13 protein-coding genes, 1 pseudogene and 1 riboswitch are annotated in these 14,084 nt (G+C 54.9%); of the genes and pseudogenes, 8 read left to right on the top strand and 6 right to left on the bottom strand.

The features are described from left to right. The first annotated feature begins 2 nt into the window (after positions 1-2). Positions 3-437 carry a glyoxalase gene (locus K6K13_RS07740; RefSeq protein WP_222160263.1) on the top strand — a complete coding sequence of 145 codons (435 nt, stop codon included), beginning with the start codon at positions 3-5 and terminating at the stop codon, positions 435-437. 18 nt (positions 438-455) lie between these two features. Here K6K13_RS07740 and K6K13_RS07745 read toward each other — a convergent pair whose 3' ends face one another. Then, positions 456-1,364, bottom strand: a complete 909-nt coding sequence (locus K6K13_RS07745) for a gluconeogenesis factor YvcK family protein (RefSeq protein ID WP_222160264.1) — start codon at positions 1,362-1,364, stop codon at positions 456-458. Positions 1,365-1,602: 238 nt separating this feature from the next. Beyond that, positions 1,603-1,752, top strand: a riboswitch (molybdenum cofactor riboswitch). On the opposite strand from K6K13_RS07745, the gene moaA reads away from it, so the two are divergent. The 6 genes from moaA (at position 1,740) to K6K13_RS07775 (ending at position 5,622) form a co-directional block, all read left to right on the top strand. Beyond that, positions 1,740-2,729, top strand: coding sequence for a GTP 3',8-cyclase MoaA (moaA, locus tag K6K13_RS07750; protein WP_222160265.1), 990 nt, complete (start codon positions 1,740-1,742; stop codon positions 2,727-2,729). It overlaps the preceding riboswitch by 13 nt. Positions 2,730-2,769: 40 nt before the next feature. Further along, a complete protein-coding gene (moaB, locus tag K6K13_RS07755; RefSeq protein ID WP_222160267.1) occupies positions 2,770-3,288 on the top strand; it encodes a molybdenum cofactor biosynthesis protein B in 519 nt (172 codons plus the stop codon). A 2-nt stretch (positions 3,289-3,290) separates the two neighbouring features. Beyond that, positions 3,291-3,776 (top strand): cyclic pyranopterin monophosphate synthase MoaC, encoded by a 486-nt coding sequence (moaC, locus tag K6K13_RS07760; protein ID WP_222160268.1) that lies wholly within the window; start codon positions 3,291-3,293, stop codon positions 3,774-3,776. Then, positions 3,773-4,018: a molybdopterin synthase sulfur carrier subunit gene (gene moaD, locus K6K13_RS07765; RefSeq protein WP_222160269.1), complete on the top strand. Its 246-nt coding sequence runs from the start codon at positions 3,773-3,775 to the stop codon at positions 4,016-4,018. Before moaC ends, moaD begins: the two co-directional genes overlap by 4 nt. Before the next feature lie 2 nt (positions 4,019-4,020). Beyond that, the gene (moaE, locus tag K6K13_RS07770; RefSeq protein ID WP_222161007.1) at positions 4,021-4,488 is read left to right on the top strand and encodes a molybdopterin synthase catalytic subunit MoaE; all 468 of its coding nucleotides are present in this window, start codon (positions 4,021-4,023) and stop codon (positions 4,486-4,488) included. Between the two features lie 423 nt (positions 4,489-4,911). After that, on the top strand, positions 4,912-5,622 hold the full coding sequence (locus K6K13_RS07775; RefSeq protein WP_222160270.1) for a Bax inhibitor-1/YccA family protein: 711 nt from the start codon (positions 4,912-4,914) through the stop codon (positions 5,620-5,622). A 158-nt stretch (positions 5,623-5,780) separates the two neighbouring features. Here the strand turns inward: K6K13_RS07775 and K6K13_RS07780 are convergent, their stop codons facing one another. From K6K13_RS07780 to K6K13_RS07800, 5 genes and pseudogenes are all read right to left on the bottom strand, one after another. Further along, positions 5,781-6,887 (bottom strand): ABC transporter permease, encoded by a 1,107-nt coding sequence (locus K6K13_RS07780; protein ID WP_222160271.1) that lies wholly within the window; start codon positions 6,885-6,887, stop codon positions 5,781-5,783. Positions 6,888-6,899: 12 nt separating this feature from the next. Further along, positions 6,900-8,060, bottom strand: coding sequence for an ABC transporter permease (locus K6K13_RS07785; RefSeq protein ID WP_252120446.1), 1,161 nt, complete (start codon positions 8,058-8,060; stop codon positions 6,900-6,902). Next, a complete protein-coding gene (locus K6K13_RS07790; protein WP_222160272.1) occupies positions 8,053-9,795 on the bottom strand; it encodes an ATP-binding cassette domain-containing protein in 1,743 nt (580 codons plus the stop codon). The genes K6K13_RS07785 and K6K13_RS07790 overlap by 8 nt, the downstream gene beginning before the upstream one ends. After that, positions 9,792-10,785, bottom strand: a pseudogene (gene hlyD / locus K6K13_RS07795) (secretion protein HlyD). Before hlyD ends, K6K13_RS07790 begins: the two are co-directional and overlap by 4 nt. A 23-nt stretch (positions 10,786-10,808) precedes the next feature. Then, on the bottom strand, positions 10,809-11,498 hold the full coding sequence (locus tag K6K13_RS07800; RefSeq protein ID WP_222160273.1) for a CerR family C-terminal domain-containing protein: 690 nt from the start codon (positions 11,496-11,498) through the stop codon (positions 10,809-10,811). A 441-nt stretch (positions 11,499-11,939) separates the two neighbouring features. Between K6K13_RS07800 and K6K13_RS07805 the strand changes: the two genes are divergently transcribed. After that, positions 11,940-14,069, top strand: coding sequence for a TonB-dependent receptor (locus K6K13_RS07805; RefSeq protein WP_222160274.1), 2,130 nt, complete (start codon positions 11,940-11,942; stop codon positions 14,067-14,069). Positions 14,070-14,084 lie beyond the last annotated feature (15 nt).

Consider the following 14,084-nt stretch of genomic DNA (forward strand, 5'->3'; position numbering starts at 1 on the left):
ACATGACATTTTCTCTACCCGATGTGGATGTACTGTTTATCGCGGGCTTCGGCCCGATCGTTGCGGACGCGGTGGCCAGTCGATCGCTCTATCTGGACACGTTACATTTGCCGCTTAAACCGCTCGGAGAATCGAGCGATTATCTGGTCGCCGATACGCTCGATGGGGTGAAACATTTTGCGCTGTGGCCGTTGGCGCAGGCGAGCCAATCCTGCTTCGGCACTGACCGCTGGCCGGATGATGTCACCGTGCCGCAAAGCTGGTTGGAGTTTGAAGTTGCTGATATGGCGGCCGCTACGGCTGCGGTTAAACGGGCGGGATATACCTTGCTGGTAGATAACCGACTCGAGCCGTGGGGGCAATGGGTGACACGTTTCCTTAGCCCGGAAGCCATTTTAGTTGGTGTTACCCACACGCCGTGGCTACGCGGGGAATAGCCCTCGGTTGTTGCACGGTTAGCCCAGGCGTTGCAGGGTAATTTCCAGCGCCTGGCGCAGCAGTTCGCGATCGTGATGGTGCGGCACGTCGGCCGCGCTTAACGGCTGTTGCACGATGAGACGATCGTTGATGCCCTGCACCGAGGTGTGTGGACTCACGATAACCGCATCCACCACTTTACGCCCCACCTTGTTTTCGATCATAGCGAGCTTTTGTGCCAGCGTCATATGGGCAGCGGCCTGATTGAGTTCTCGACCCAGATTGCCGATATAGACCACCTGCGCTGGCGTGCGGCGTAGGGCACGCGTCAGATCGTCCAGCAACAGCGGGGGCATCAGACTGGTCAGAAAGCTGCCCGGACCAATCAGGATCACATCGGCCTGAACGATGGCATCAATCGCTTCCTGCGTCGCCTTGACCACCGGGTGGAGTTGCAGCTCCTGTGGCAGTACGTTCAGATTGTCTATTTGCACTTCACCGTAGATCTGGTTTCCGCCAGTGTCGGTAGCGACCAGATCGACGGGGTGTTCAGACATCGGGATCAGCACCGCATCCACTTTCAGCAGCCCACGAATCAGGTTGATGGCTTCCAGCGGCCGCACGCTCAGATGATCCAGCGCTTTGAGCATCAGGTTGCCCAGATTGTGCCCCGCGAGTTCGCCGCTGCCGGTAAAGCGGTATTCAAACATGGCGGAAGCCACGCTCGGGCTGGTGATCAGTTGATTCAGGCAGTTACGCATGTCCCCCCAGGCGATGCCACCCTCTGCGCGGCGGATCCTTCCCGTCGAACCGCCGTTATCGGTGGTTGTCACAATGCCGGTGAGTCGCGAACCCAATGAAGACAGTGATGACATGACGCGACCGAGGCCGTGGCCGCCACCCAGCGCGACAACCTTGTCGAGATCGGCTAACGTGCGATTGCGCATAAAGACCTTTTGCAAAAGAGGGGGGAATTAACGTGGCTAAGGTAGCTGATTTCTCAGATAAAGGCGAAAAAAACCAAAAATCTTTGCGTCAGGATGATTTACGACAATTTTTTCCGTCCCTTTTCGACTATGCTGAAAGCCTGTGGAAGAGAAAAAATCTTTATATATACGATATATACGTAAATATATAACGAATAACTGGGTGACGTAGCGCGTGAGTAACGCTAGACTCTTCTTTGATTAAATCAGACTCCTAGCCTTTGTGCCTAAGTGATGTGGCAGTAACTGCATCATACGGTGCTCTGGCCGTGGCCCTTGAGGTCACCAGGGTGCAGGGGAGAAATGCCCGCGCCTCCCGAATTTGGAAAGGTGTTTATGCTAAGTCAATTGACGGATGCGTTTGCACGCAAGTTTTACTATTTGCGCCTTTCGATCACAGATGTATGCAACTTTCGTTGCACCTACTGTTTGCCTGAGGGTTATCAACCTTCTGGCGCACCCACCAAGCGTTTTCTCTCTCTGGATGAGATCCGTCGGGTTAGCCGCGCTTTTGCTGCGCTCGGCACGGAAAAGGTGCGTTTAACCGGGGGAGAACCTTCGTTAAGACGCGACTTTGTCGAGATTTTAGCGGCCATCCGAGAAAATCCCTCGATCAAAACCCTGGCGGTGACCACCAATGGCTATCGGCTGGCGCGCGATGTGGCTGTATGGCGTGATGCCGGGCTAACGGCGCTCAATGTCAGTGTCGATAGTCTGGATGCGCGTCAGTTCCATGCGATCACCGGGCAGGATAAGTTTCATCAGGTGATGGCCGGGATCGATGCTGCTTTTGACTGCGGTTTTGCCAAAGTCAAAGTGAATACCGTGCTGATGCGTGACGTTAACGATCATCAACTGAATGCGTTCCTGCACTGGATCAAAGACAGGCCCATCCAACTGCGTTTTATCGAGTTGATGGAGACCGGAGAGGGAAGGGCATTGTTTGCCCGTCACCATCTGCCCGGAACGGTCATTCGTGACAAATTGTTGGCTCAGGGGTGGCAGTTGGCGCCGCGTGGCCGCAGTGATGGCCCAGCCCAAGTGTTTCGGCACGATGATTATCAGGGCGAAATCGGTCTGATCATGCCTTATGAGAAAGATTTTTGCCTCAGCTGCAACCGTCTGCGTGTCTCTGCCGTGGGTAACTTGCACCTGTGCCTGTTTGGTGAGCAGGGCATTCCCTTGCGCGATCTGTTGGCGGAAGACAGCCAAATGGACGATTTGGCGCAGCGTATTGCGGGTGGGTTATCGCTGAAAAAACAGACCCACTTCCTGCATGACGGCAACAGCGGCATCACGCAGAACCTTTCTTTTATCGGTGGCTGATAGCTACTCTTGCAATTTTCCGTGTTAAGAGGTGTGTGATATGAGCAAGGTCAGTGATGACTTCATTCCGCTGCAAATTGCAGTATTGACCGTTTCTGCGCGTCGTACCGCGCAAGATGATACCTCGGGTGACTATTTGCGCGAAGCGGCGCAGGAAGCCGGGCACCAGATTGTGGCCAGCGCCATCGTCAAAGAGAACCGCTACCAGATTCAGGCACAGGTTACTGCCTGGATTGCCAGCGAGACGGTACAGGCGATCCTGATCAATGGTGGCACGGGTTTCACCGCGGGTGATGTCACTCCAGAAGCCATCTCCCCACTGTTCGATCGCGCGATTGACGGTTTTGGTGAACTGTTTCGCATGGTCTCCTATGAGGATATTGGCACCGCGACGCTTCAATCCCGTGCAATTGCCGGCCTGGCAAACCAAACGGTTATCTTTGCCGTGCCGGGCTCGACACGCGCGTGTCGCACTGCCTGGGAACGTATCATTCAGGAGCAGTTGGATGCCCGGCAAAAACCGTGCAATTTTGTTCCCCATTTAAAGAAATCGAATTAACCATGTCATCTCAGTTCACCCATATTAATGCCGCTGGCGAAGCCACCATGGTGGATGTTTCAGCAAAAGCCGAAACGGTGCGCGAAGCGCGCGCAGAAGCCTTCGTCACGCTGTCAGCGCATACATTGTCGATGATAATTAACGGACAGCACCACAAAGGTGACGTGTTCGCCACCGCGCGCATTGCCGGGATCCAGGCGGCGAAACGCACCTGGGAACTGATTCCCCTGTGCCATCCTCTGCTGTTAAGCAAAGTTGCTGTTGAGCTGACGGCTGAGCCTGAGCACAACCGGGTACGTATCGAATCGCTGTGCCGCTTAACCGGCAAAACCGGGGTGGAGATGGAAGCGCTGACCGCCGCCTCGGTAGCCGCGTTGACCATTTATGACATGTGCAAAGCGGTGCAAAAAGACATGATTATCGGCCCCGTGCGTTTATTGGCAAAGAGCGGTGGTAAATCCGGCGATTTTCAGGCGGAGGTAGAATGATCAACGTGCTGTTTTTCGCGCAGGTTCGAGAACTGACGCAAACGGATTCGCTAAGCCTTCCTGCGGAATATTCCAGCGTGGAGGACTTGCGCCAGGCATTGGTCGCACGCGGTGAACGCTGGGCGCTGGCGCTGGAGTCCGGCAAACTGCTGACAGCAGTGAACCAGACGTTGGTCGAGCCCTCACACCCGCTGCGAGAGGGTGATGAAGTGGCGTTTTTTCCACCGGTGACCGGAGGCTGATGATGTCAGTGAACCCGCAACCTGAAACCCGTATTGAGGTCGGCACCGCACCGTTTGACGTGGGGCAGGCCTATCAGTGGCTGGCGCAATGTGACGAAGACGGTGCAGTGGTCACGTTCACCGGTAAAGTGCGTAACCACAATCTGGCTTCCGATGTGAGTGCATTGACGCTGGAGCACTATCCGGGGATGACAGAGAAAGCGTTGGCGGAGATCGTTGAGCAAGCCAGAGAACGCTGGGTGTTACCGCGTGTCTCTGTGATCCACCGTGTTGGACCGCTCTATCCCGGCGATGAAATCGTGTTTGTGGGTGTCAGCGCAGCACACCGTCAGGCGGCCTTTGACGCAGCCCAATTTATTATGGATTACCTGAAAACTCGCGCACCGTTCTGGAAGCGGGAAGCGACGCCGGAAGGCGATCGCTGGGTGGATGCGCGTGACAGTGACCATGCCGCCGCTGAGCGTTGGTAATTATCCCCGTCATACGTCAAGTTGCAGATGCGTTGGCAGCGCTCGTTATTCGGCCCATCCTTGGGCCTCACCTCTTACGAGGCCGCCGCACGCGGCGTTCAAATCTGCTCCCGGCAGATTTGTCACCCGGATCACTTCGTTGAGTAAGCTCATCGGGATTAATGAATCTCGTCCCTGAGATTCACCCTACGGGCTGGCGCAAGCGCTGTTCAGAACGTTAACCTTTTGTCCTGCACTCGAATTATTTAGGGTATAACGCTCAAGAGGTTTTACCGGCTTCGTTTGATTAACGTTCGTTGAAGCTGGCGTGATTTTCGCCACATGCAGCGCAGTGCCATGTGATACACTTGTCAATGGTGGGCGATGCACGCCCGAGTCACAATCTCTGTCTGCGCTGCCAGACAGCAACGTAAGGGTAGTATCATGGATCGGTTCCCTCGTTCAGGCGATTCGATAGTCGAACGCGCTAATAGCGGCCTTCAGGCGTATATGGCGCAGGTTTATGGCTGGATGACCTGCGGTTTATTGCTGACGGCGTTTGTTTCCTGGTATGCGGCGCAATCCTCCGCGATAATGAGTTTCGTCTTTTCCAGTCGGATTACCTTTTTCGGGCTGATCATTGCTCAGTTGGGCTTGGTGTTCGTCATTTCCGGCATGGTACAGCGCTTGAGCGGTAGCGTGGCGACAGGCCTGTTTATGCTCTATTCGGCGTTGACCGGATTGACGCTCTCCAGCATCTTCATCCTCTATTCCGGGCAATCGATCGCCAGCACCTTTGTCATTACGGCGGGGATGTTTGGTGTCATGAGCGTGTACGGTTACACCACCAAACGCGATCTGAGCGGCTTGGGCAGCATGCTGTTTATGGGCCTGATCGGTATCGTGCTGGCATCGTTGGTCAATATCTGGTTGAAAAGTGATGCTTTGATGTGGGCTGTGACCTATATCGGCGTGGTGGTGTTTGTTGGTTTGACAGCCTACGATACGCAAAAACTGAAAAATATCGGCGAGCAACTCTCTGCTGACGACCGCGACAGTTTTCGCAAATACGCCATTGTGGGCGCATTGACGCTTTATCTGGACTTTATCAACCTGTTCCTGATGCTGCTGCGTATTTTCGGCAACCGTCGCTAAGACGCAACACGACACATCGCCCCGTGCGTTACACGCGCGGGGCTTTTTTTTGGGCGCAACCCGGCCATTGGCGTAGGGTTGATGCTAAAACTTATCGAACGTCACCCTGAGTTACTCAATGACATTCGTGGTTGCGTTGAGCAAAAATCGATGATGGTTCACGACATTTTTCGCCTGAATAACCCGTAGGCCGCGCTGCCGGTAGTCGCAGTGATAATCAGCAGTGGCCACAGGCTGTGCCATACCACGCTGAAATCGGCCCCTTTGAGGTAAATTTGTTTGGTGATGTCAGTGAAATGGCGGATAGGGTTTACCCAGGTCAGGTCCTGTAGCCACTGCGGCATGTTTTCCACCGGTGATACGTAACCTGAGAGCAAGATGGCGGGCATCAGAAAGACAAACACGCCGATAAACGCCTGCTGTTGTGTGGCGCACAGCGACGAAATCAGTAAACCAAATCCCACCAGCGACAAGCCATACAGCAGCATCGCGGCATAAAACAGCAGCAGTGAACCGGCAAAAGGAATCTGGTAAGCGAAGATCCCTGCCAAAAGCACGATGGTGGCCTGCCCGGTGGCGACAATCAGCGCTGGGACCGCTTTACCAACGAAAATTTGCCAGGTCGCCAGCGGTGACACCAGCAGTTGATCGAGTGTTCCCTGTTCACGCTCGCGCGCTACAGAGAGCGCCGTCACAATCAATACGCCGATGGTCGTGATCATGGCGATAAGCGAAGGCACCACAAACCACTTGTAGTTCAGATTCGGGTTATACCAGTGACGCACCACCAGTTCGCTCTGGTTGTTGCGCGTTTTCCCTGCCAGCAACTCCCGCTCATATTCCTGAACAATCTGCTGTATGTCATTTGCGGCAATTTGCGCGCTGTTGGAACGCCGTCCATCCAGAATGACCTGAAGCGAGGTGCTGGTGCCATTGGCAATATCGCGGGAGAAATTGGGCGGAAAACGCACCAATAATAACGCTTTCTGGTTATCGATAGTTGGCGCGATAGCCTGCGGACTGCGCAGCGTTAATATCTGGGAGAAGGTGCGCGCGTTAGCGATGCGCTGTGTCAGTTCAATCGATGCGGGGCCGCTGTCTTCGCTATAAATAGCGAGGATGGCATTGGTGACATCCAGCGTCGCGGCGAACGGGAACAGAGAGACCTGAAGCACCACCGGGAGCACCAGCAGGCTGCGGGTTTGCGGTTCACGCAGCAGCGATTGAAGCTCTTTCACGATCAGCGTCCATAAGCGGTAAAACATGGCGATCCCTCCCTAATCCAATCTGCGCCGCGTTTTCAACGCGGTCAGCCCGATGAAAAACAGCGTGGCAAGGCTTAAAAAGCCCAGATTGACCAGCAAGATGCTGACCACGTTACCCGTGAGGAATAAACTTTGCAGCGTACTGACGAAATAGCGTGCGGGAATGACATAAGAGACGGCGCGCACCAGCGCCGGCATGCTGTCAATTTCAAAGATAAACCCGGAGAGCATGACCGCTGGCAAGAAGGCCGCGTTCAGCGCCACCATCGCGGCATTGAACTGGTTGCGCGTCAGGGTGGAAATCAGCAGTCCCATGCCGAGGGTGCAGGCGAGAAACAGGCTGCTAATGCCAAACAGTATCCAGAGCGATCCGCGGTAGGGAACATGCAGCACGAAGACGGCCACCACCATGCACAACACCATGGCTATCATGCCCAGTCCATAGTAGGGGATAAGCTTGGCCAGCAGCAGTTCTGCACGCGTAACCTGCGTTGACAGCAATGCTTCCATAGTGCCTCGTTCCCATTCTCGGGCGATCACTAGCGAGGTCAGAATGGCACCAATCACGGTCATGATAATGGTGATGGCACCGGGAATGATAAAGTGTTGGCTGACCGCTGCTGGGTTGAACCAATAGCGCAGCTGCACCTCTATGGGTTGTGAAAATGTCTCCCCTTGAGCCAGTGCGCGCTGCTCCTGCCAGACCTTCCAAACCCCTTGCACATAGCCGGAAACGAAATTGGCGGTATTCGGCTCACTGCCGTCAGTGATCACCTGTAACGGGGCCAGCCCTCCGGGCTGTGACAACTGCTCGGCAAAATTGCCAGGGATGGTGATCAAACCGCGAATACGCCCCGCTTGCATCAACTGGATCAATGCCTGACGGTCGCGGCTGATGGTTGGCTCAATATAGGGGGAGGCAGCAAAGGTTTGGGCTAAATCGCGCGCCGCTTCACTCTGTTCTTCCAGCAGGATACCGACGTGTAAGCGACTGGAGTCGAGGTTGATGCCATAGCCAAAAATAAACAACAGCATCAATGGGATGACAAACGCAATCAGGCTGCTGCTAGGGTCGCGCACGATCTGCTTGCTCTCTTTACGACACAATGCCCGCAAACGTCGCCAGGAAAAGGCGGTGCTGCCCGACATGGGGTTGCTGTTGGCATTAGTCATGGGCATTCTCCGTGTCGTAGGCCTGAATCAGGGCGATAAACGCCTGCTCCATGCTGGGATCGGGCATGTCTGGCGTAACCGCCTGCTGCTTTAAGGCATCGGGTGTGCCGCTGGCAATCAGTTTGCCGCGATAAACCAGACCGATACGATCGCAATACTCCGCTTCATCCATAAAATGAGTGGTCACCATGACAGTTACCCCCCGATTGACCATGCCGTTGATGTGCATCCAGAACTCACGGCGGGTGAGGGGATCGACGCCAGAGGTGGGCTCGTCGAGAAACAGGATATCCGGTTCGTGCATTAAGGCGCAGGCCAAGGCCAAGCGCTGTTTGAACCCAAGCGGCAGGGCATCGGGTGTTTGTCGGCTTATCGGTGCAAAGTTGAAGGCCTGTGTCATGGCCGCGACTTTCTCGCGTTGTTGACGGCCACGTAAACCGTAGACGCCAGAGAAAAAGCGCAGGTTTTGTTCTACCGTCAGGTTACCGTACAGGGAAAATTTCTGTGTCATATAACCCAGGTGCTGACGCGCTTTGCCTGAGCTGATTTTAAGATCCAGACCCAGCACGCGCGCATGGCCTTCACTGGGCGTGAGCAACCCGCACATCATCTTGAAGGTGGTTGATTTCCCTGCGCCATTCGGCCCTAGCAGGCCGAAAATCTCACCGCGTCGCACGGTAAAATCGACCCGATCGGTCGCGACAAATTCACCAAATTTTTTGGTCAGATGACGAGCTTCTATCACCTTGTCATCGCCGTCATCGGGAATGAGCGGCATAATGCGCGCCAGTGACGACTCCCCTTTAGGGCCGCCACCTAACAGGTCGATAAAGGCATCCTCAAAGCGGGGGGCTGTCGCTTCGATGTTGTCCGGCGTCAGCGGGAGCGTATCACACAGGCTGGATGGGGTTGTGCCTGCCTTGAGCATCAGTCGTAAATACTTCCCTTGAATCACGCCGTCACTGACGGCAGGGTGTTGCAATGCCTGTTGCAGCAGTGTGCGGTGGGCAACGCCCTCGGTATGGGCTAGCACGCAGCGACCAGCCATGGTGGCGGTCAGATCTTGCGGCGCGCCGCGATACAGCAATTCGCCGTTATTCAGTAGCAGCACATCACGGCACTGCTCTGCCTCATCGAGATAAGAGGTGCTCCACAGGATCAGCATGCCGTCGTCAGCGAGTTCGTGCACCATGCGCCACAGCTCGCGTCGTGAGATGGGATCAACCCCGACGCCCGGCTCATCCAGCAACAGCACATTCGGTTGGCCCAGCAGGGTACAGGCTAGTCCCAGCTTCTGCTTCATGCCGCCAGAAAGCTTTCCTGCCAGACGCGTGGTGAAGCGCGCGAGGTCGGTAAACGTCAGTAGGCGTTCAAAGGTTTCCTGACGCTGTGTGCCGGTAATACCGCGCAGGTCGGCGTAAAGCGTCAGGTTTTCCATCATGCTCAGGTCTTCATACAGCCCAAACTTCTGCGGCATGTAACCAAGGATGGCATGCAATTGTCGGTCATCCTGCACCGGATCGAGCCCCATCACGCGCAGTGTCCCGCGGCTCGGTGTCAATAGGCCGGCCAGCATACGAATCAGCGTGGTCTTACCCGCGCCGTCTGGCCCCACTAAGCCGATAACCGCACCCGCATCCAGGGTGGCGGTTAACGGTTTCAGCGCAGGCGTGGTGCTGTCGGGGAAGGTTTTCTCTACCCCATCCAGCGTAATGCGTGGCATGGGACTGTTCATGGCGTTACGCTGTCAGTGGCGAAGCGCAACGTTACCGGCATGCCCTGGCGCAGCAGGTCGTCCGCATCGTTCACGATGATACGCAGCCGATAAACCAGATCGGTGCGCAGCGCCGGGGTTTCTACGCTTTTGGGGGTGAATTCTGCGCTGGGGGACACAAATCCTACCGTGCCGTGGTAGGGACGGTCTGGGCGACTGTCCGTATAAATCAGCACTGCTCGTCCCGGTTTCGCTTGCCCTAGCTGTGGCTCATCAATGTAGGCACGAATCCACACCGGCCGGGTCAACGAGAGCGTGAATACGGTGCTGCCCGCGCTGAGCATACTGCCTGCTTCTGCGGCGCGAGTGAGGATCACGCCATCAGAAGGGGCGGTTAGCGTGGTATCGCTCAGATCGAGAATGGCTTGTGCCTGCACCGCTTGCGCCTGTGCCAGCGCGGCTTCGGCGGCGGTAATTTCCTGCGGACGGTTGCCGCTTTCGAATTGGCGCAATTTCTCTTTCGCGGCTTGTAGCGTAGCAAATGCTTGCTGACGCGCCGAACGGGCATCGTCCAGCGTATTTTGTGCCACGGCACCCTTGCCCCACATGCCTTGCTGGCGTTGATAGAATTTGTCGGCGTATTCATAGGCGGCCTGCGCTTGGTCTACTTGAGAACGCACTTGGGCAACCTCTTCACGCCGATAACCTTCCTGAAGCAGTGCCAACTGGGCTGCTGCGCTGGCAACATTGGCGTCAGCCTGGCGCAGTGCATTGTGGTGCGGTATCCAGTGCCGCGATTGCCTGTCCTGCATTAACGCTGTCACCCTCATCCACCTGCAAGCTTGCCAGACGTCCACTGACGCGAAACGCCAAATTCACCGTGCGAATATCCACGTTACCGTATAGCGTGACAGGGGTGTCACGGCGCGCATAGTGTGCCCAGCCCGCATAGAGTGCGGCTACCAGCAGTAAAAGCACCACAATGGTCACGCGCGATTTAACTTTATTCATGGAAGGCTTCCCTTTTTGACCGGCTAAAGGCATTCGCGCTGTTGTGCGGCTCTAAGGCCGTCAAGTACCAGCGCGATGTGTTGTGTCACCACGTCGTTAATCACCAGACTTTGTTCCAAACCGACGTCGTCCCAGCCTGCTCGTAGCCGTATGGTTTCACGGGCAAAGCGAAACGCCAGCGCTTCACCGATCAGCGCATGGGCATGGATAACGGTTCTGCGATCGGAACTGTCTAGTCCGGTGTAGCCAGCGACCAGTTGTGTCATCAACTGGTGCATGGGCGCGATAATGCGTTCGTGCATCAGCGGATAGGCATCGGTTGGTGACAACTGTTCGCGCGACATAAAGCGGCTGAAGTGCAATGTTTCCGGGCTGGTCATCAGTCGGGTAAAGTTCAGCACCAGTTTTTGCAGATACGCCATGTAGCGCTCTGGCGTGCCAGCGGGCTGTTGCAGGTGCTCGGTAATTTCTGTGCGCAAAGGGAGATAGGTGTGTGCGACTTCATCGGCAATAGCGCTTGCCACCGCACGATATAACCCCTCTTTGGAGTGAAAATGGTAGGTGATGGCGGCGATATTTTGTCCGGCTCGGCGGGCAATGTCGCGCGTGGTGGCGGCTTGCAGGCCAAACTCGCCAAACACTTCGAGGGCTGCCTGTAACAGTCGTTGCTTGGTGTGGTCACCTCGGGTAGGCGACGTTGCCTGAAATAACATGGCATACAGCCTTTTTCAATCAATCGTATGATTAAATTTAGCGTTTTTTTGGATTTTTTATGTGACCGATTTCTCATTTAACAGGTGTCGCTTTTTCTTCTACACAACGTACCCGCGGCATCGGCTCTTTCAGACGACAAAAAACTCTATATCCCTTTAATTTGTAATGAAAAAGACAGGATTGTTAGCGTGGTGAAAATGTAACGTAAAACTTGTTATTGTGTTTATTGAATGGTAATAATTACCATTAACAATCTCATTATCGACGGTGCGTAAGCATCAACGGACTTGCTGCTTACGGCCCGCCGTGTACTCGCAATGCATTCTGTCCGCCAACGCTATTCCTAATTGGAGTGGCGTTGGGCGGATTTTTTTATGCCGGACCGTATGGGGTCTTGGCGTCTCATTACCAGGTGACAACAGGAGGAGTGCGTGATTCGGATGCGCATGTTATTGGCGGCAGCGCCGTGGGTTTGGGGGGTATCGCAATGTGCTTATGCAGAAGGTACAAATCGAACCGCAGGAAATGATGAAATGGTGGTCAGCGCGTCGCGCTCCAACGTCGAACAGCCTAAAGCGCCGCAGATGGTAACCATCATCAACCGTCAGCAAATTGAGCAACAGCTGCGCGTAACATCGGATTCCTCGCAAGTGTTGAGTAACTTGTTGCCTGCCTTCTCTCCTAGCCGACAAAAAATGAGCGGCAGCGGTGAAACCTTCCGCGGTCGATCGGCACTGATTTTAGTCGATGGCATTCCACAATCGAATCCGCTACGCCCCACCGGACGTGAAATGCATACCATCGATTTTTCTATGATCGAGCGGATTGAGGTTATTCACGGGGCTAATGCCACCAACGGTTTGGGGGCGACTGGCGGCGTGATTAACCTGATCACCCGTCGCCCGGAAAATGGGGCGTTCAATCAGCATGTTTCCGTGCAAACCACGCTGCCCACAGAGAAGATCCGGGGCGAAACCGCCAGCTATAAAACCACCTACCGCGTTGATGGTCGCGTGGATAAACTCGATTATCTGGTGTCTCTGGGGTATGAAAATCAAGGGCTGTATCTTGACGGCAATGGACGGGCCATCGGCGTGGATAACACCCAGGGCGATACCATGGATTCCCGCGCTTACGACGTGTTGGCCAAGGTAGGGTACTGGCTTAATGACGATCAGCGTGTGCAATTGAGTGTCAACCGTTACCACATTCGCGGAGAAAATGACTACCTGAGCGTCGATGGCGTGCGTGCGCAAGGTATTCCGACCACCTCCGCGCGCGGCACACCACCGGGCGATGCGCCGTTTAACAGTGTGTGGAGCACCGGCCTGACTTACGATCACAACAATCTGGCGGGGTTCAAGCTCTCGACGCTGTTATTCAGCCAGGAATATGAAGCGCTGTTCGGTGCCACCAATTCGCAATCATTTCAGGACACGACCCTCGCGCCCAACAAAACGCTGTACGATCAATCCCGTGCGGTATCCTCCAAACTGGGGGCAAAACTCGCGCTCACCCGTGACGACCTTCTGGAAGATACGTTGAAAGTGACGGCGGGTTTTGATGTGTTGCTTGATAAGAACAAACAAGATCTCTATCTGACCAAACGCACCTATGTGCCGGAAATCGAATACACCAACTACTCGCCTTTTTTACAAACCGAGTACGCGTTGCTGGATAACGTGACGCTGCATGCGGGCGTGCGCCACGAAATTGCCAGACTGAAAGTCGATGACTATCGCACGCAATCGGCGGATGCAAACGGTGTCTATGACGGCGTGGCGGGGAAAGGGGGGACCCCAAAATTCAACCAGACGTTATATAACGCTGGCATTGTCTATTCGCCGTGGGAACCGCTGAGTCTGTTCGCTAACTACTCGGAAGGGTTTGGCATGCCGGATGTCGGACGTGCGCTGCGCGATATTGACACCGAGGGGGTCGATCTGAGCCGGGTGAATAACGTCAAACCGGTGGTGACCAAAAATATTGAGACGGGTTTCCGGGTGCAGCAGGGCGCTGTTGATTTTGAAGCCAGCTATTTCCGTTCCAGTGCGAAACTGGGGGATTCCGTGACGCTTAACAGCGATGACGATTTCGTTTCAAAGCGTGAAAAAACCCGCGTGCAAGGGGTTGAGGTCCGAAGCGGTTATCAGATTAACGAGCAGCATAAAGTCAATCTGTCCTATGCCCATACCGAAGGTAAACGCGACAGCAATGGTGATGGCACACTGGATAAAAAGATGACCGGCCTTAATATCGCGCCGGATCGGGTGATTGCCAGTTGGTCGGCAAGCTGGACGGAGAAGGTGAACACCTTTGTCCAAGGCAACTATGCCTTCAGCCGCAGTTTTGATGATACCGGGCTGGGGTTTGATGGTTATCTGCTGGTGGATGCTGCCGTCGGCTACAAACTGCCTTATGGCCGTGTGAATCTGGCGGTGGCTAACCTGCTGGATAAACAGTACATCACCTACTATTCGCAGTCCGTGGGACTGGGTACTGCGGCCAATACCCGCTATTTCTCCGGGCGTGGACGTACCGTGACATTGGGTTACTCGATTGATTTCTAAGTGTCACTTATCCCG

It is taken from the genome of Symbiopectobacterium purcellii (assembly GCF_019797845.1).
Taxonomy (GTDB): Bacteria; Pseudomonadota; Gammaproteobacteria; order Enterobacterales; family Enterobacteriaceae; genus Symbiopectobacterium; species Symbiopectobacterium purcellii.

What these genes read in the sequence shown, in the direction of transcription:
- K6K13_RS07780 (WP_222160271.1), bottom strand. Translation starts at nt 6,887, where the DNA reads ATGTTTTACCGCTTATGGACGCTGATCGTGAAAGAGCTTCAATCGCTG.
- moaA (WP_222160265.1), top strand. Translation starts at nt 1,740, where the DNA reads ATGCTAAGTCAATTGACGGATGCGTTTGCACGCAAGTTTTACTATTTG.
- K6K13_RS07775 (WP_222160270.1), top strand. Translation starts at nt 4,912, where the DNA reads ATGGATCGGTTCCCTCGTTCAGGCGATTCGATAGTCGAACGCGCTAAT.
- moaD (WP_222160269.1), top strand. Translation starts at nt 3,773, where the DNA reads ATGATCAACGTGCTGTTTTTCGCGCAGGTTCGAGAACTGACGCAAACG.
- K6K13_RS07805 (WP_222160274.1), top strand. Translation starts at nt 11,940, where the DNA reads ATGCGCATGTTATTGGCGGCAGCGCCGTGGGTTTGGGGGGTATCGCAA.
- K6K13_RS07785 (WP_252120446.1), bottom strand. Translation starts at nt 8,060, where the DNA reads ATGACTAATGCCAACAGCAACCCCATGTCGGGCAGCACCGCCTTTTCC.
- moaB (WP_222160267.1), top strand. Translation starts at nt 2,770, where the DNA reads ATGAGCAAGGTCAGTGATGACTTCATTCCGCTGCAAATTGCAGTATTG.
- K6K13_RS07745 (WP_222160264.1), bottom strand. Translation starts at nt 1,364, where the DNA reads ATGCGCAATCGCACGTTAGCCGATCTCGACAAGGTTGTCGCGCTGGGT.
- moaC (WP_222160268.1), top strand. Translation starts at nt 3,291, where the DNA reads ATGTCATCTCAGTTCACCCATATTAATGCCGCTGGCGAAGCCACCATG.
- K6K13_RS07740 (WP_222160263.1), top strand. Translation starts at nt 3, where the DNA reads ATGACATTTTCTCTACCCGATGTGGATGTACTGTTTATCGCGGGCTTC.
- moaE (WP_222161007.1), top strand. Translation starts at nt 4,021, where the DNA reads ATGTCAGTGAACCCGCAACCTGAAACCCGTATTGAGGTCGGCACCGCA.
- K6K13_RS07790 (WP_222160272.1), bottom strand. Translation starts at nt 9,795, where the DNA reads ATGAACAGTCCCATGCCACGCATTACGCTGGATGGGGTAGAGAAAACC.
- K6K13_RS07800 (WP_222160273.1), bottom strand. Translation starts at nt 11,498, where the DNA reads ATGTTATTTCAGGCAACGTCGCCTACCCGAGGTGACCACACCAAGCAA.